This window comes from Rhodanobacter sp. K2T2, from assembly GCF_013408815.1.
Classification (GTDB): Bacteria; Pseudomonadota; Gammaproteobacteria; order Xanthomonadales; family Rhodanobacteraceae; genus Rhodanobacter.
The window spans coordinates 23,044-39,621 of record NZ_JACCCA010000017.1; the positions used below are offsets into that span (position 1 = coordinate 23,044).

Below are 16,578 nucleotides of genomic sequence, written 5' to 3' on the forward strand. Positions count from 1 at the left end.
ACTTCCATCCCAGACCCGCCCAGCTCAACCCGCCGACTCGGTCACTTGAGCCGGCTCGATGCTCTCGCAGTCCACCTGCAGCTCGCCATCGCGCACGCTGAGTCGGACCAGACCGCCTTCGGCCAGCTTGCCGAACAGCAGCTCGTCGGCCAGCGCACGCTTCACCTTCTCCTGGATCACGCGCGCCATCGGGCGGGCGCCCATTTGCGGATCGAAGCCGTGGTCCGCCAGCCAGCGGCGGGCATCGGCATCGACGTCCAGGCTGACGTGCTTCTCGCTGAGCTGGCTTTCCAGCTCGATCAGGAACTTGTCGACCACGCGCAGGATGTGCTCGAAGTCCAGCGCACCGAACTGGATGATGGCGTCCAGACGGTTGCGGAACTCCGGCGTGAAGGTACGGCGAATCACCTCCATCGCGTCCGAATCGTGCTTCTGCTCGACAAAACCCATGCTGCGACGCGAGGCCAATGCGGCGCCGGCATTAGTGGTCATCACCACCACGACGTTCTTGAAGTTGGCCTCGCGACCGTTGGTATCGGTCAGCACGCCTCGATCCATGACTTGCAGCAGGATATTGAACACATCCGGGTGCGCCTTCTCGATCTCGTCCAGCAGCAGCACGGCGTGCGGGTGCTTGACCACCGCTTCGGTCAGCAGGCCGCCCTGATCGAAGCCGACGTAGCCCGGAGGGGCACCGACCAGCCGCGACACCGAGTGGCCCTCCATGTACTCGGACATGTCGAAACGGATCATTTCGATGCCGAGCTGCATGGCCAGCTGCTTGGTCACTTCGGTCTTGCCGACGCCGGTCGGGCCGGCCAGCAGGAAACAGCCGATAGGCTTTGACGGGTCGGCCAGGCCCGAACGGGCCATCTTGATCGACGCGGCCAGGGCCTCGATCGCCGGGTCCTGACCGAACACGACCATCTTGAGATTGCGCTCGAGGTTACGCAGCACATCGCGATCGGATGCCGACACTTGCTTAGCCGGAATACGTGCCATCTTGGCCACGATGTATTCGACCTCGGTCACGTCGATCTTGCCGGTGCGCTGATCTTCCGGCAGCAGGCGCTGACGCGCGCCCGCCTCATCGATCACGTCGATGGCCTTGTCCGGCAGCAGTCGATCGGGAATGTGCTTCACCGACAGATCCACCGCGGCCTTCAGCGCCTCGTTGGTATAGGTGACGTGGTGATGCTCCTCGAAGCGCGAACGCAGGCCTTTGAGAATTTCCAAGCTGTCGGCCACCGTCGGCTCGACCACGTCGATCTTCTGGAAGCGACGCGCCAGCGCGCGATCTTTCTCGAACACGCCGCGGTATTCCTGGAACGTGGTGGAACCGATGCAGCGCAGCTCACCCGAGGCCAGCATCGGCTTGATCAGGTTGGACGCGTCCATCGTGCCGCCCGACGCCGAGCCGGCACCGATGATGGTGTGGATTTCGTCGATGAACAGAATCGCGCCCGGCTGCTTCTTCAGCTGGCCGATCACTGCTTTGAGACGCTTCTCGAAATCGCCGCGGTACTTGGTGCCGGCCACCAGGGCGCCGAGATCCAGCGACCAGATCGTGGCGCTTTCGAGTACCTCGGGCACTTCGCCGTCGACGATACGCTTGGCCAGACCTTCGGCCAATGCGGTTTTGCCCACGCCGGCCTCGCCCACGTAAAGCGGGTTGTTCTTGCGGCGGCGGCACAACACTTGGATGGTGCGCTCGATTTCGTCGGCACGGCCGATCAGCGGATCGATCTTGCCTTCCAGCGCCAGTTCATTGAGGTTGCTGGCGAACTCGTGCAGCGGATTGCCCTTCGGCTCGCCGCCCTCTTCGCCTTCGCGCTCGGTGTTCGGGCTGCCGGCCGCCGCGTCATCGCCAATCTTGGCGATGCCGTGCGAGATGTAATTGACCACGTCGAGCCGGGTGATTTCCTGCTGATGCATGAAATACACCGCATGCGAGTCCTTTTCACCGAAGATCGCCACCAGCACATTCGCGCCGGTGACTTCTTTTCGACCCGACGACTGCACGTGATACACGGCACGCTGCAGCACGCGCTGGAAACCCAGCGTCGGCTGCGTATCGCGCTCGTCGCCCTGCGGCAATACGGGCACGGTTTCGAGAATGATGCGCTCGAGCTCGGACGAGAGCCGCGGCAGGTCGACACCGCAGGCGCGCAGTGCGCCCAAGGCCGACTGGTTTTCGGTCAGCGACAACAACAGGTGCTCCACGGTCATGAACTCGTGGCGCTGTTCGCGAGCCTGCTTGTAGCAATGGCCGATGGTTACTTCCAGATCCTTGCTGAACATTCGGATCGTCTCCGCTTGCAAAGTTGAGCGGCCAGTTGCGCCGCGATGATCACGAAGTGGGGTCGCTCAGAGCTTTTCCATAGTGCAAAGCAACGGGTGTTGGTGTGAGCGTGAGTATTCGTTGACGTGAGTTACCTTGGTTTCGGCAACCTCCCTGGTGAAGACACCGCACACGCCTTTGCCCCGGGTGTGTACGTGCAACATCACCTGCACCGCCTGCTCCTGATCGAGATTGAAGAAGCTTCGCAATACCTCTACCACGAAATCCATCGGGGTAAAGTCATCATTCAACAAAAAGACTTGAAAAAGTGGCGGACGAGCGACTTCCGGCTTGGCGATTTCCACCGCCAGACCGCGACCGCCGCCTTGTTCGTGTTCGGATTCGTGGGCCATGATTTCTCGAGTAGCTCATCTTTGATACGAAGTATACGCCGCCGCGGATGCGGCTTTTTCCCGCCGCGGCCGCTCGGACACACCCCTAGGTGATGGCACAATGGTGACTTTTCCAGTGTCGTCACGTGTCCATGATCGAAACCGCCGCCCCTGCCGATACCGATGCCGACGTTTGGCGTCCGCATGTCACCGTGGCCTGCGTGGTGGCCGACGGCGACCGCTATCTGATGGTCGAGGAGGAGGTCAAGGGCCGGCTCGCTTACAATCAGCCCGCCGGCCATCTCGACGATGGCGAAAGTCTGCTGGAAGCGGCCGTGCGCGAAACGCTGGAAGAAACCGGCTGGACCGTGGCACTGGAGCACCTTATCGGAATTCACCAGTGGCGCAGCACCGAACACGGCGACGCGGTGATCCGTTTCAGTTTTGCAGCGAAGGCGCTCAGTCACGATGCCGCCCGTCCGCTGGATACCGGCATCCAGCGCGCCCTGTGGCTGACCCGTAGCGAAATCGCCGCACTGGGCGATCGTCTGCGCAGCCCGCTGGTGCTGATGAGCATCGACGCCTGGCTCGCCGGCCAGCGGCTTGCGCTGAACACCCTGGGCTACGTCCCTGATCGAGGCCGCCTCGATCAGAGCGCTCATCCGGCAGCGGAAAGCACCGCATGAAGGTCATGCTCGGCATCTCCGGCGGAGTCGACTCGTCCGTGGCGGCGCTTTTGCTGCAGCAAGCCGGGCACGAGGTCGACGGTCTGTTCATGCAGAACTGGGAGGAAGACGACCGCAGCGGCCCGTGCACCACCGACGCCGACCGCAAGGATGCCGTCGCCGTCTGCGGCCGCCTCGGCATTCCGTTTCACGCGCGCAATTTCGCCGCGGCCTACTGGGACGGCGTATTCGAACATTTCCTCGCCGAATATCGCGCCGGCCGCACGCCGAACCCCGACGTGCTGTGCAATCGCGAGATCAAGTTCAAAACCTTTCTCGACGAGGCACGCTCGCTCGGCGCGGAAAAAATTGCGACCGGCCACTACGCGCGCGTCGACTGCAGGGACGGCGCCTATCGCCTCCTGCGTGCAGTGGATACGGCCAAGGATCAGACCTATTTTCTGCACGCCCTGGGCCAGCAGCAGCTGGCGGCCACGCTGTTTCCGGTCGGCGAGATCGAAAAGCCGCGCGTGCGCGAGATGGCGCGCGAGGCTGCCCTGCCGACGCACGCGAAAAAGGATTCCACCGGCATCTGCTTTATCGGCGAGCGCGATTTTCGCAGCTTTCTCGCGCAGTACATTCCCGCCCGCCCCGGCGAGATGCGTACGCCGGGCGGCGAGTTGATCGGCGAGCACCAGGGCGTGATGTATTACACGCTGGGCCAGCGCAATGGCCTGGGCATCGGCGGCCGCCACGGTGCCAGCGGCGAAGCCTGGTATGTGGTGGGCAAGGATGTGGCCGCCAACACGCTCTATATCGCCCAGGGTGGCGAGAACGACTGGCTTTATTCCAAGCGTCTGCAGACCGAGGCACCCACGTGGGTCGCCGGGGTAGCGCCGGCCGCGCACTTTCGCTGCACGGCCAAAACTCGCTACCGCCAGGTCGATCAGCCCTGCACCGTCGAGATTCGCGAAAACGGGCTTGAGGTACGCTTCGACGACCCACAGCGCGCCGTGACACCCGGCCAGTCCGTGGTTTTCTACGAAGGCGAGGCCTGCCTCGGCGGCGCGATCATCGCCGCCACCGACGCGCCTTACGGTGGCCTGCTCCCGGCCTTCACACCCTCAGCGGCATCCCCCTCTGTTTCCGGAGAAACGCAAGCTCGTGTTTGACACTTTTGCCATGAATGAAGAGCGCGTGCTCGCACTCGCCGGCCTGTTCCAGGCCTGTGCACTGGCGCAGCAGCTCGCCAACGAAGGACGCTGCGACGAGGGCGTCATGGAAGCCAGCGTGGCCAGCATTTTCCGCATCGACGCGCCGTCGGTGGTTGGCGTCTACGGCTCGATTTCGAGCGTGCGGCTGGGCCTGCGCAACCTGATTGCGCAGCTCGACGAGAGCGATCGCGACATGTCGATCACCCGCATGGTGGTCACCGTGATGCGGCTGGAGCGCAGCCTGTCGCGCCGACCGGAGCTGCTGGAGAAACTGCAGCAGGGCATCGTCGCGGCGCAGCGTCAGGTCGAGCACTTCGGTCAGAGCTCACCGCAGGTGTTCGGCCGCCTGGCCGAACTGTATGCCTCGACGCTGTCGACGCTGAAGCCGCGCGTGATGGTCAGCGGCAATCCGCAGCAGCTGGCCCTGCCGGCCGTGGTGGAGAAGGTGCGCAGCAACCTGCTGGCGGCCGTGCGCTCGGCCGTGCTGTGGCGCCAGGTCGGCGGCCGGCAGTGGCAGCTGATTCTGTATCGGCGCCAGTGCAGCATGCTGGCGCGCGGCATGCTGACCGGAGCGACGCTGGACAATCGCTGAAGAGTGCTGTCCACTCGACGCATCACCCCCGCGCCGGGACATACCATGCAAAGCACGCTGGTCAGACGCTCGTTTTCCGTGATCGAACGGATCGGCCTGCTGGTGATCCTCATCGCCACGCTGTGTGCCGTCATCGGCGAAGTGCGGCAGATGATTGCGGCAGGGCATTCCGCCGTCAGCGATCTGCTGCTCTTGTTCATGTACATCGAGCTGATCTCGATGGTCGAGGTGTACTGGCACGCCGGCAAACTGCCCGTGCGCATGCCGCTGTATATCGCGATGGTCGCGCTGGCGCGGCACATGATGGTCGACCAGCAGCTGCCTGCGCTCGATCTGTTGGGTACGGCCGGCGCCGTGCTCATCCTGGCGCTGTCGGTGATCGTGGTCCGCTACGGACATTTGAAACTGCCCTACAACGACTCGATCGACGGCAGGCACCTCAGCTGATCGTGCCGCGCCGGGTAATCCAAAAGGTCTGCACAAGCATTCCCGTCCACCATGGTGCGCAACCCTGCCCGCTTCCGCTGAACTCTTGGTAGCCCGACGTGCACATCTTGCTTGTGGAAGACGATATCCAGCTCGGCGAAGCGATTCGGCACGCGCTCGAGCAGCAGTCCTATGCGGTGACCTGGCTGCGCGACGGCAACGAGGCGGCGCGCGCGCTGCGCGACCCCACCGCCGATCTGGTCCTGCTCGATCTCGGCCTGCCCGGTAAGGACGGCATGGACGTGCTGCTGGAAGCGCGTCGCCAGGGCATAAAAACGCCGATCCTGGTGCTGACCGCGCGCGACGCCATCGACACGCGCATCCGCGGGCTCGATCTGGGCGCCGACGATTTTCTGGTGAAGCCCTTCCACCTCGGTGAGCTGGCGGCACGTATCCGCTCGCTGACCCGCCGCGCGCAGGGCTTGGCCGACAACCTGATCGAAGCCGGCGGCATGCGGCTCGACCTGTCCAACGCCGAAGTCGAGTTTCGCGGTGAAAAGGTCAGCCTGACCCGCCGCGAGTTCGCGCTGCTGCAAGTCTTGATGGAGCGCGCCGGGCGCATCGTGCGCCGCGATGCGCTGGAAAACTCGGTCTACGGCCTGGATACGGTGGTCGAACGCAATGCGATCGAAGTGCAGGTGCACTGGCTGCGGCGCAAGCTCAGTCCGGAGGTGATCACCACCGTGCGCGGCATCGGCTATATGGTGCCGCGCGAGGCCAAGTAAACCTGTCCAGATGAACATGCGAACATAAGCCATGGTCTCGAGCGCACATCCATGAAGGTGGCCCGATGAGAACGGCCAGCCTGCGCACGCGTCTGACCTGGCTGATCATCGCCGTGCAAGTCGGTGTGCTCATTCCGCTGGGCGTGCTCAGCTACCAGCGCGAACTCAGCGAAATGGATCACCTGCTGGACGGCCGCCTGGCGCAGGCCGGACGCACCCTGGGCACCTTGATCGAACATGTTTCGACGCTGTCCGCGCACGGCGCGGGTAACGCCGTTCTGCCGGACGACACGTTGCGCGGCGTGATGGTGCGCGTACACGAGCGCAACTTCGAGCCGGAAGTGGGCTTTCAGGCCTACGCAGGCGACGGCCATTTACTGGCCGCCACCGCGAATCTCGCCAGCTTGCCGCCACCGCCGACCACCGAGCGCGGCTTTCGCGACCTGAGCCTGCAGGATCAAACCTGGCGCATCTTTACGCTGAAGAATCGGGCCGGCCTGGTGATACGCATCGGCGAACGTTCGGATAACCGGCGCGCCATTACCCGTGCGCTGGTGATGGAGCACACCCTGCCGCTGATCATCGGCTTGCCGCTGCTCGCATTGCTGGCCAGTTGGGCGGTTGGACGCGGGCTGCGACCGCTGGACCGACTTGCCGAACACCTGGCCCGCCGACTACCCGGCAGCCGACAGCCGGTCGCCGTGGACGACGCCCCGCGCGAGATCACGCCGCTGCTGTTGACCCTCAACCAGCAAATCGAGCGACTCGAAGACACCATCGAACGCGAACACCGTTTTGCCGGCGACGTGGCACACGAGCTGCGCACGCCGCTGGCTGCCACCATGATTCATCTGGAAAGCGCGCAGATCGCCGGCAGCGCGGCGGAAGTCGATGCGATGCTGCGAAGCGCGCAGCTCAGCCTGGCGCGACTGGCGCGTCGCATCGAACAGATTCTGGCACTCGCACGGCTTGAGTCCGGCGCCGCCTCAGAGCAGCGAACGACCATCGAACTGGTCGGGCTGACCACCGAAGTCATCGAAGAGCTGGCACCGCTGATTGCCGAAAAAGATATCGAACTCAGCCTTACCACCAATACGGGACGCATTCCGGTCAGTGGCCATGAAGTGGCGCTGACGGCCATGTTCCGCAACCTCATCGAGAATGCGCTGCGCTACTCGGAATCGAGTGGTCGGGTCGATGTGTCGATCCAGCGCGAGGCCAGCGCCGTGATCATCGCCATCTCCGATGACGGCCCAGGCATACCAGCGGACCGGCGCGAAGCGGTGTTCGAGCGCTTTCACCGCGAGGTGGGGGGCGAATCGCGCGGCTATGGCCTAGGCCTGAGTATCGTGCAGCGTGCGATCCAGCTGCATCAGGCACATATAGAGCTGTTGGCCTCGCCGTTCGGCCACGGGCTGCAGGTGCGAATCCGCATGACGAGCGCCGACGGCTGATCAGCACGTCAAGTCGCTCAAATGGACGGCCATTCAGGCGCCAGAAGGCCGCGAAGGCATCCAAAAAGGTTTAGCAAAGGCTGGGTTGCCATGCTCCCGGGCAATCGTTGATACGACCTCGGCGCTGTCCGTGGTGGTGCGCGAACCAACTGCCCACTGGAAACATCCATGCTCGGTCTCGTCCGCTTAGCCCTGTCGCGGCCCTATACCTTCGTTGTGCTGGCGCTGGTCATCCTCATCGCCGGCCCGCTGGCGGCATTACGCACACCGACGGATATCTTTCCCAATATCGGTATTCCCGTGATCAGCGTGGTGTGGACCTACAACGGCCTGCCGCCGGATCAAATGTCCGGTCGCGTCATTTATTACTACGAGCGATCGCTGACCACCTCGGTCAACAACATCGAACACATCGAATCGCAGTCGCTGCCCGGCGCCGGCGTGGTCAAGATCTTCTTTCAGCCCGGCACGGATATCCGCACGGCCACGGCGCAGGTGACCTCGATCTCGCAGACGGTGGTCAAGCAGATGCCGCCCGGCATCACGCCGCCGCTGATTCTCAACTACAACGCGTCCACCGTGCCGGTGCTGCAGATGGCGCTATCGAGCAAGACGCTGTCGGAATCGAAAATTCGTGACATTGCGCAGAACGAGGTTCGCCCCACGCTGGTCTCGGTCAACGGTGTGGCGATCCCCACCCCGTACGGCGGCAAGCAGCGCCAGATCACGATGGATCTGGACCCGCAGGCGCTCGACGCCAAGGGTCTATCGGCGCAGGACGTCGCCAACGCGCTGGCCTCGCAGAACCAGATCATTCCGGTCGGCACGACCAAGATCGGCACCTACGAATACCACGTGCAGCTCAACAACAGCCCCAAAGCCTTCGAAGATCTCAACAATCTCCCGATCAAGACGATCAACGGTGCGACCATCACCATCGGCCAGGTCGCCCACGTGCGCGACGGCTCGCCGCCGCAGAACAATCTGGTGCGCGTGGACGGCAAGCGCGCGGTGTTGATGCCGATCCTGAAAACCGGCAGCGCTTCGACGCTGGCCGTGGTCGCCGGCATCAAGAAGCTGATGCCGCTGATCGAAGAGACGATGCCGCCTTCGCTGAAAATTTCCCAGCTCAACGATCAGTCCGTCTTCGTGAAAGAGGCGATCGCCTCGGTGGCCCGCGAAGGCATCATTGCGGCCCTGCTGACCTCGGTGATGATTCTGATCTTTCTCGGCAGCTGGCGCTCCACCGTCATCATTGCGGTGTCGATTCCGCTGTCGATCCTTTCGGCGATCGCGCTGCTGTCCGCGACCGGACAGACGCTCAATGTGATGACGCTGGGCGGCTTGGCACTGGCCGTCGGCATCCTGGTCGACGATGCCACGGTGACCATCGAGAACATCAACTGGCATCTCGAGCAGGGCAAGGACGTCAAGTCGGCCATCCTCGACGGCGCCGCGCAAATCGTCACGCCCGCCTTCGTGTCGCTGCTGTGCATCTGCATCGTGTTCGTGCCGATGTTCATGCTCGACGGCATCGCCGGCTTCCTGTTCCGACCGATGGCGCTGGCGGTGATCTTCGCGATGGCCTCGTCGTTCGTATTGTCGCGCACGCTGGTGCCGACCATGGCGATGTTTCTGCTGAAGCCGCACGTCACCGAAGCTGGCGGCGGCGATCATCCGGAAGACCGTTACATCAACCATCACGAAGGTGATCAGCACCATGCGCACCGGAACGTGGTAGTGCGCAAGGCGATCGCGTTCCAGCTCGCGTTCGAACACCGCTTCACCCAGATTCGCGATGGCTACTATGCGCTGCTGGGTGCAGCACTGGCTCGGCGTCGAGTCTTCATTCTGGGCTTCCTCGGTTTTGTGCTGATCTCGTTCGCCCTGGTGCCGTTCCTGGGCCGCGACTTTTTCCCGGATGTCGACGCTGGCGCCATCGCACTGCACGTGCGTGCACCGATGGGCACGCGTGTGGAAGAAACCGCTGCCGAGTTCGATCACATCGAACAGACGATCCGCCAGATCATTCCGGCCGATCAGCTCGAAACCGTCATCGACAACATCGGCCTGCCGCTCAGCAGCGTCAACCTGGTCTACAGCAATACCGGCACGATCGGGCCGGAGGATGGCGACATCCAGATTGCCCTGAAGGAAGGCCATGGGCCGACGGCCAAGTTCGTCAAGCAGCTGCGCGAAAAGCTGCCACAGCTTTTCCCCGGCACCCAGTTCGCGTTTCTGCCGGCCGACATGACCAGCCAGATCCTGAACTTCGGCGCCCCCGCACCGCTGGACGTGTCGATCACCGGACGCAACAGCGAGGAAAACGAAGCGTATGCGATGCAGATCATGAAGAAGCTGCGTGCCGTGCCCGGCATCGCCGACGTGCGCCTGCAGCAGAGCACCAGCTACCCGCAGTTGAACGTTCACGTCGATCGCACCCGCGCCGATGCGCTCGGCATCACCGAGCGCGACGTCACCAACAGCATGGTCGCCTCGCTCGCCGGCAGCAGCCAGGTGGCGCCGGCGTTCTGGCTCAACCCTAAGAACGGCGTGTCGTACGCGATCGTCGCCGCGACGCCGCAGTACAAGATGGATTCGATGGCCGACCTGGCGCGACTGCCGGTGACCTCCTCCAGCGACAAGGCCAGCCAGATGCTGGGCGGTATCGCCAGCTTCACGCGTGAGCCCAGCGCTGCGGTGGTGTCGCACTACAACATCCTGCCCTCGTTCGATATCTACGCCGCCGTGCAGGATCGCGACCTCGGCGCAGTCAGCACCGACGTCAACAAGGTGCTGGCGCAGTTCGCCAAGAGCCGACCCAAGGGCACCCTGGTGACGCTGCGCGGTCAGGTCGGCACGATGAACGAAGCTTTCAGCGGCCTGCTGTTCGGCCTGCTCGGTGCGGTGGTGATGATCTACCTGCTCATCGTGGTCAACTTCCAGTCGTGGCTCGATCCCTTCGTGATCATCACCGCCCTGCCTGCGGCACTGGCGGGCATCGTGTGGATGCTCTTCATAAGCCACACCACGCTGTCGGTTCCCGCACTGACCGGCGCCATCATGTGCATGGGCGTGGCTACCGCCAACTCGATTCTTGTCGTGAGCTTCTGTCGCGAGCGGCTGGCGATTCACGGCGACGCGGTGAAGGCCGCGATGGAAGCGGGTTTCACGCGCTTCCGCCCGGTCTGCATGACCGCGCTGGCGATGATCATGGGCATGCTGCCGATGGCGCTGAGCCACGAACAAAACTCGCCGCTGGGCCGCGCCGTGATCGGTGGCCTGCTGTTCGCCACCTTTGCCACGCTGCTCTTTGTGCCGGTGATTTTCAGCCTCGTCCATGCGGGCGAAGAACACGCCGCTTTCACTGACCCCGTTCTGTTGCCCGGAGAAAATCCCCATGTCGCCTAATCACGAAGCCCCAGCGCAGCGCCCGCTGCGCCTGGGCCGTCCGATCGCCATCGTTGTTGTCGTGGCTGTTCTGTCCACGGTGATCGGGTTGGCCGTGCGTGCGCATGACTATCATCAGGTGGTCAGCTGGACCGACGCGCAAGAGTTACCTACGGTGCAGTTGGCGCCAGTCTCCGGTAAGGCAGACAGCCATGCGATGACGTTACCCGGCCGCATCGACGCGTGGATCAGCGCTCCGATCCACGCGCGGGTCAGCGGCTATCTGAAAAGCTGGGACAAGGATATCGGCAGCACGGTCAACGCCGGCGATACGCTGGGCATCATCGACACGCCCGAGCTGGACCAGCAGTTCGACCAGGCCAAGGCCGTGCTGGTGCGTGCCAAGGCCTCACAGCATCTGGCACAGATCACCAGCCAGCGATGGCAGCATCTGCTGAGCTCCAACTCGGTGTCCAAACAGGAGGCCGACGAAAAAAGCGGTGAAGCCGAAGTGGCAGCCGCCAACGTGCTCTCGGCGCAGGCCGACGTGGACCGGCTCGCCGCGTTGGAATCGTTCAAGCACATCACCGCGCCCTTCAGCGGCACGGTGACCAGCCGCAATACCGATATCGGCGATCTGATCTCCTCCACCAGCGAGAGCAGCCCGGCCCTGTTCACCGTGGCCGATACCAGCAAGATGCGTCTCTATGTGCGCATTCCGCAGGGCTATGCCGCATCGATCAAGCCCGGCATGACGGTCGACCTCAGCGTACTTGAGCACCCGGGGCAGACCTACAAGGCGACGCTGATCGGCTCGTCGGGATCGGTCAATCAGGAGTCCGGCGCGCTGCTGGCACAGTTCGAGGCGCCCAACCCCAACGGCGAACTGCTGCCGGGCGACTATGCGGAAGTGAGCCTGCCTATAACCGTCAACACGCACGTGACTACGGTACCGTCGACCGTGCTGATTTTCCGCGCCGCCGGTCCACAGGTCGCCGTGTTGGGCGCGGACAACCGCGTGCAGCTGCGCAATGTTCACATCGGCATGGACCTGGGCGATTCGCTGGAGATAGATCACGGCCTGCAGCCTGGCGATCGCATCATCGACCATCCGCCGGACTCGCTGTCGCAGGGTGACAAGGTGCAATTGGCCAGCGCGGCGACACCGGCAAAAAGCACGCAAGCTCAGCCGAAGCAGGGTTGAAGTCATGCGCACTTATTCCTTGATGCACAAACACAAACAGCAGATGCCTCGACGCAGCGGCGTGAAACACGCTCTGGCTGCGGCTCTGCTCATCGCGCTGAGCGGCTGTTCGCTGGCGCCCACCTATCATCGGCCGACCGTCGACATGCCGGCTAATTACAAGGAAGCATCCGGATTGTGGACACCGGCCGCGCCGGCCGATACGCAGGCACGCGGCGACTGGTGGCATATCTTCAACGACGGCACGCTCGATGGACTGGAACGAAAGCTCGACGCCGACAACCCGTCGCTGGCCGTGGCGCTGGCCCACTACAACCGCGCGCATGCCTACGAGGGCGAGCTGCGTTCCGGACTGTTCCCGCACGTGGGCGTGGATGGCGGCCCTTCCGACAATCGCCAGTCGAACAATCGTCCACTGCGCGGCAGCAATCAGCCCAACGAGTACGACGCCGACACGGCGCAGTTTTCGGCGGGCTATGAATTCGATTTCTGGGGCCGCGTACGTAACGAAGTCGCCGCCGGCAACGCTGAAGCGCAGGCAGCCAACGCCGACCTGGCCACAGCCAAGTTGAGCCTGCAATCGCAGCTCGCCGATCTTTATATCCAGCTGCGCGGCTACGACATCCAGGCACATATTCTTAGCGATTCACTAGAGGCTTATCGCAAGGGTCTGGTGCTGACACAAAATCGCATGGAGGGCGGGATCGCCTCAGGTCTGTCGGTAGCCCGCGCCAAGACCCAGCTTTCGGATGCACAAGCGCAGGCCGCCGAAGTGACCGCACAGCGCGCGCTCACTGAACACGCCATTGCGACCCTGATCGGCGTGCCGGCGTCGAAGTTTTCGCTGCCGGCGTCGGACGTGCAGATCGGACTGCCCGCCATTCCTGCCGAGGTGCCGTCCGTTCTGCTGCAGCGTCGGCCGGATATCGCAGCCGCCGAGCGGCTCACCTTTGCCGCCAATGCCAATATCGGCGTAGCGCGCGCGGCGTTCTATCCCAGCTTCAGTCTTTCGGCGATGTTCGGCTGGCAAAACACCGGCAACGGCAGCCTGCTCACCGCGGGAAACCGCATGTGGGCGCTGGGCCCGATCGGCGCATTGAGCCTCTTTGACGGCGGCTTGCGGCGCGCGCGGGAGCGCGAGGCGAAGGCGAACTTCGATGAAGCCGCAGGTCAGTACCGCGTCACCGTACTCGCCGCGTTCCAGCAGGTCGAAGACAACCTGTCGCTGCTGAGCAATCTCAGCCGCGAGGCGCACGACGAAGACGACGCTGCCGCATCCGCGCAGGATGCAGCAGCGATTGCGACCAACCGTTACAGCGAAGGCATCGTCAACTATCTTGACGTGGTCACGGCGCAGACCAGCTATCTCCAGGCCAAGCGCAACGCCGAGCAGGTGCGCACGCGGCGGCTGCAGGCCAGCGTGAATCTGATTCGCGCGCTAGGCGGCGGCTGGAGCGATGCCGACATGAAAAAGCCGCCAGCCGGGCAACCGGTGGCGGCTGTTCCATGAATTCCATTTGAGGTACCGCACAAAAGCAAACGGCGGGCCATGCCCGCCGTTTTCCGTCCTTGGGTCGAACTCCTTTCCGATAACTCGATGCGGGTCAATCGTGGCAGGCACAGATGACACTTTCGAATCGGGGCGATGACAAATTGACTGTCATCGCCCGCTCTCCGAAAAATGCGATCAGAACTTGTAGCTCAGCATCACGCGGTTATACGTAAACGCCTCGTTGCCCGGGTTCAGATTGTTGATGCCACCCGACGAACGCTCCCAGCGATCGCGAATCTGGAAACCCTTCATGAAGCCGTCGAAGTTGTAGATGATGTCGAAGTAGGTATCGTGGAAATTGCCGTCGAGAACGGTGCTGTACTTGGCGTAGGCAGCGACCAGCTGCAGCTTCTTGTCGAACAGGTCGTAGGAGAACTTGACCTTCTCCGCATGGCCCGGACCGGTTTCCACCAGACCGCGAATCATCGACGTGGTGTACAGGGGGTCTGTCGCGTAGCTGGCGGTATAGGGCGAAATGATCGCGCCATCGCCGATGGTCGAACCGCTCTCCTGCTCCGCCTTGTTGTACATGAAGTCGATACGGCCGTTCGGGATCACCACGCCGAGGTCGGCACCCCAGACGCGGGCCTTCACGTTGGTACCGGCAATGCCGTTGATCTTGAGCTTGTTCTGCACCAGCACGTTATCCGAGCCACCACCGCTTTCGGTCAAGCCCTGCAGGCCGACGACCGGATTGAAGCCGGTACCGGTGTCGAACACGTAGCTGCCGTCGGCGTAGCCCATGCGAGCAAAGTCGAGGAAGTCGTAGTACCAGCCCTGTGCCTTCAGGCCACCGTTCACATAGGTGCTGCCCAGCGCCCACGTACCGCTGGTCTGCTTTGCGGTCAGCGGCAAGCCCTGGTTACCACCGTAGAGCGTGTCGCCCTGATACGCGCTGGCGTAATAGTTGTTGTCGTTGAAATAGTCATCCGACGTGCGGCTGCGGTAGCTGAGCTCACGGATACCGATGATGTTCCAGCCCTTCACCGGCGTGAACACTGCACTCAGCGCTTCATAAGAGCTGGGAATCAGGCGGCCGTCGCTATTGCCCATCCAAGGCGTATTCAAATACTGGTAACCGGCACGCGCCAGGACCCAGTCGTTCTTGTACTGCAGGTAGGCCTGGCTTAGCGCGGTCAGCGAATCGCTGGCGCCCATCAGGGTGGTATCGACCCGCTTCGGATTGTCGGCCAGCGAACCCAATGAATTGGCGCTGACAAGCGACGCACCGGCACTGAAACCATTCAACGAAGCGGTCTGTGCATTGAGCAGAATCGAGCCACCGAACGCACGGGCGCTGGGCTTCGCCGCGACGCTATAGTCGTAAGTGCGGTTGAAGTCATACAGGCGCAGCTCGCCGTCGACGTGACCCTGCTTGAACAGGTCACTGAAAGTGTTGATGTCGGCATCATCGGCGTGCGCGCTGATGCTGAGTGTGCCAAGCACGGCAGCGATGGCTGCAGCGACAATTTTGTTGCGCATGATTGTGGAGCTCCGCATCAAGTTAGAAAGAGTCGTGCGACGGAGCCGACACGTTCCAGTGCCTGTTAAATTGATTTAACGCCCCATCTCGAAGCGCAGCATGCCGCGCACGCGTTACGCTTACGTATACGAATGATGACACTTAGATGACAGTGGTCGCCACTGACGCTGGTTGTCTGCGGGAAATGGCAACCATGGAGAAACGGTTCTGCACCTCAAAAAACCGCCGCTGCTTCGCCACATAGTGATCGAGCGAGATGTCCGCTCTATGACATGTACCGCAGGGCCAAGCGCTTTTTGAGCGTCTTAATGAAAACGAAAACGCTTTCGCAGTCGCCGAACGACCGGGCATGGAAAACGCCAATGCTATGCTTCGATCATGTCTTATAGTCCGCTTACCTCCCCCGCACGCATGGCGGAACGCTTCCGCGGTTTTCTACCGGTGGTCGTCGATGTCGAAACCGGGGGATTCGATGCCGAGCACGATGCCCTGCTGGAAATCGCCGCGGTCACCATCAGCATGGATGCCGACGGTTTCCTGCGCCCGCACCAGACCATCTCGACCCATGTCGAGCCCTTCCCCGGCGCCAATATCGACCCACGATCGCTGGAAATTACCGGTATCGATCCCTACAACCCGCTGCGCGGCGCCTTGGCCGAACGGCTGGCTTTGGACCATATATTTCAAGCGGTGCGCCAGGCTGTGCGCGATGCGGAGTGCCAACGCGCGATCCTGGTGGGTCACAACGCGGCGTTCGATCTGGGCTTTTTGAATATGGCCGTGCGTCGCTGTGGCAACAAGCGCAATCCATTTCATCCCTTCAGCTGCTTCGATACCGTCAGCTTCGGCGGCCTGGCATTCGGCCAGACCGTGTTGAGCAAGGCCGTGCTGGCTGCCGGCCATACGTTCGACGGTCGCGAGGCACATTCCGCCGTCTACGATGCCGAGCGAACGGCCGACCTTTTCTGCACCGTGGTCAACCGCTGGCGCCAGCTTGAGCTTCTCGAACAGGAGCACGTCGGTCTGGGCGTCTTGTCCTGAGCCGTATTCACCGACTCACAGGGGCATGGGAGGCGCCCGATCGCAATTCATGACAACAATTTCTTGCGTTGTCATCTCCTTGAAACATTCATCTCATCT

At 62.7% G+C, this 16,578-nt stretch carries 13 protein-coding genes; 10 read left to right on the plus strand and 3 right to left on the minus strand.

Annotated elements, in window-relative coordinates; all coding sequences use genetic code 11:
* Nucleotides 1-24: 24 nt before the first annotated feature.
* Both clpA and clpS read right to left on the minus strand, forming a co-directional pair.
* The gene (gene clpA, locus HDE78_RS19650) at nucleotides 25-2,301 is read right to left on the minus strand and encodes an ATP-dependent Clp protease ATP-binding subunit ClpA (protein WP_179482688.1); all 2,277 of its coding nucleotides are present in this window, start codon (nucleotides 2,299-2,301) and stop codon (nucleotides 25-27) included.
* Nucleotides 2,302-2,367: 66 nt separating this feature from the next.
* Nucleotides 2,368-2,694: an ATP-dependent Clp protease adapter ClpS gene (gene clpS, locus HDE78_RS19655; protein ID WP_179482690.1), complete on the minus strand. Its 327-nt coding sequence runs from the start codon at nucleotides 2,692-2,694 to the stop codon at nucleotides 2,368-2,370.
* A 131-nt stretch (nucleotides 2,695-2,825) separates the two neighbouring features.
* Here clpS and HDE78_RS19660 point away from each other — a divergent pair, with 131 nt between their 5' ends.
* The 9 genes from HDE78_RS19660 to HDE78_RS19700 all read left to right on the plus strand — a co-directional run bounded on the left by HDE78_RS19660 (nucleotide 2,826) and on the right by HDE78_RS19700 (nucleotide 13,913).
* Entirely contained in the window at nucleotides 2,826-3,359 is a 534-nt protein-coding gene (locus tag HDE78_RS19660; protein ID WP_179482763.1) for an NUDIX hydrolase, read from the plus strand.
* Complete coding sequence (gene mnmA, locus HDE78_RS19665) at nucleotides 3,356-4,510, plus strand: tRNA 2-thiouridine(34) synthase MnmA (protein ID WP_179482692.1); 1,155 nt, start codon at nucleotides 3,356-3,358, stop codon at nucleotides 4,508-4,510. Before HDE78_RS19660 ends, mnmA begins: the two co-directional genes overlap by 4 nt.
* A 10-nt stretch (nucleotides 4,511-4,520) precedes the next feature.
* A complete protein-coding gene (gene hflD, locus HDE78_RS19670; protein ID WP_179482781.1) occupies nucleotides 4,521-5,144 on the plus strand; it encodes a high frequency lysogenization protein HflD in 624 nt (207 codons plus the stop codon).
* 45 nt (nucleotides 5,145-5,189) lie between these two features.
* On the plus strand, nucleotides 5,190-5,591 hold the full coding sequence (locus HDE78_RS19675; RefSeq protein ID WP_179482694.1) for a phosphate-starvation-inducible PsiE family protein: 402 nt from the start codon (nucleotides 5,190-5,192) through the stop codon (nucleotides 5,589-5,591).
* 98 nt (nucleotides 5,592-5,689) lie between these two features.
* Nucleotides 5,690-6,355, plus strand: coding sequence for a response regulator (locus tag HDE78_RS19680; protein WP_179482696.1), 666 nt, complete (start codon nucleotides 5,690-5,692; stop codon nucleotides 6,353-6,355).
* A gap of 65 nt (nucleotides 6,356-6,420) precedes the next feature.
* Nucleotides 6,421-7,809 (plus strand): ATP-binding protein, encoded by a 1,389-nt coding sequence (locus HDE78_RS19685; RefSeq protein ID WP_179482698.1) that lies wholly within the window; start codon nucleotides 6,421-6,423, stop codon nucleotides 7,807-7,809.
* A gap of 168 nt (nucleotides 7,810-7,977) precedes the next feature.
* Entirely contained in the window at nucleotides 7,978-11,220 is a 3,243-nt protein-coding gene (locus HDE78_RS19690; protein ID WP_179482700.1) for an efflux RND transporter permease subunit, read from the plus strand.
* Nucleotides 11,210-12,403: an efflux RND transporter periplasmic adaptor subunit gene (locus HDE78_RS19695; RefSeq protein ID WP_179482702.1), complete on the plus strand. Its 1,194-nt coding sequence runs from the start codon at nucleotides 11,210-11,212 to the stop codon at nucleotides 12,401-12,403. Before HDE78_RS19690 ends, HDE78_RS19695 begins: the two co-directional genes overlap by 11 nt.
* 4 nt (nucleotides 12,404-12,407) lie before the next feature.
* On the plus strand, nucleotides 12,408-13,913 hold the full coding sequence (locus HDE78_RS19700; RefSeq protein ID WP_255457922.1) for an efflux transporter outer membrane subunit: 1,506 nt from the start codon (nucleotides 12,408-12,410) through the stop codon (nucleotides 13,911-13,913).
* A 177-nt stretch (nucleotides 13,914-14,090) separates the two neighbouring features.
* On the opposite strand, the gene HDE78_RS19705 is transcribed toward HDE78_RS19700, so the two are convergent.
* Nucleotides 14,091-15,437: a hypothetical protein gene (locus tag HDE78_RS19705; protein ID WP_179482704.1), complete on the minus strand. Its 1,347-nt coding sequence runs from the start codon at nucleotides 15,435-15,437 to the stop codon at nucleotides 14,091-14,093.
* A gap of 379 nt (nucleotides 15,438-15,816) precedes the next feature.
* On the opposite strand from HDE78_RS19705, the gene rnt reads away from it, so the two are divergent.
* Entirely contained in the window at nucleotides 15,817-16,479 is a 663-nt protein-coding gene (rnt, locus tag HDE78_RS19710) for a ribonuclease T (RefSeq protein ID WP_179482706.1), read from the plus strand.
* Nucleotides 16,480-16,578 lie beyond the last annotated feature (99 nt).

Bases quoted from the DNA above. Each gene is read 5' to 3' on its own strand.
- clpA (WP_179482688.1), bottom strand. From the start codon at position 2,301: ATGTTCAGCAAGGATCTGGAAGTAACCATCGGCCATTGCTACAAGCAG.
- clpS (WP_179482690.1), bottom strand. From the start codon at position 2,694: ATGGCCCACGAATCCGAACACGAACAAGGCGGCGGTCGCGGTCTGGCG.
- HDE78_RS19660 (WP_179482763.1), top strand. From the start codon at position 2,826: ATGATCGAAACCGCCGCCCCTGCCGATACCGATGCCGACGTTTGGCGT.
- mnmA (WP_179482692.1), top strand. From the start codon at position 3,356: ATGAAGGTCATGCTCGGCATCTCCGGCGGAGTCGACTCGTCCGTGGCG.
- hflD (WP_179482781.1), top strand. From the start codon at position 4,521: ATGAATGAAGAGCGCGTGCTCGCACTCGCCGGCCTGTTCCAGGCCTGT.
- HDE78_RS19675 (WP_179482694.1), top strand. From the start codon at position 5,190: ATGCAAAGCACGCTGGTCAGACGCTCGTTTTCCGTGATCGAACGGATC.
- HDE78_RS19685 (WP_179482698.1), top strand. From the start codon at position 6,421: ATGAGAACGGCCAGCCTGCGCACGCGTCTGACCTGGCTGATCATCGCC.
- HDE78_RS19690 (WP_179482700.1), top strand. From the start codon at position 7,978: ATGCTCGGTCTCGTCCGCTTAGCCCTGTCGCGGCCCTATACCTTCGTT.
- HDE78_RS19695 (WP_179482702.1), top strand. From the start codon at position 11,210: ATGTCGCCTAATCACGAAGCCCCAGCGCAGCGCCCGCTGCGCCTGGGC.
- HDE78_RS19700 (WP_255457922.1), top strand. From the start codon at position 12,408: ATGCGCACTTATTCCTTGATGCACAAACACAAACAGCAGATGCCTCGA.
- HDE78_RS19705 (WP_179482704.1), bottom strand. From the start codon at position 15,437: ATGCGCAACAAAATTGTCGCTGCAGCCATCGCTGCCGTGCTTGGCACA.
- rnt (WP_179482706.1), top strand. From the start codon at position 15,817: ATGTCTTATAGTCCGCTTACCTCCCCCGCACGCATGGCGGAACGCTTC.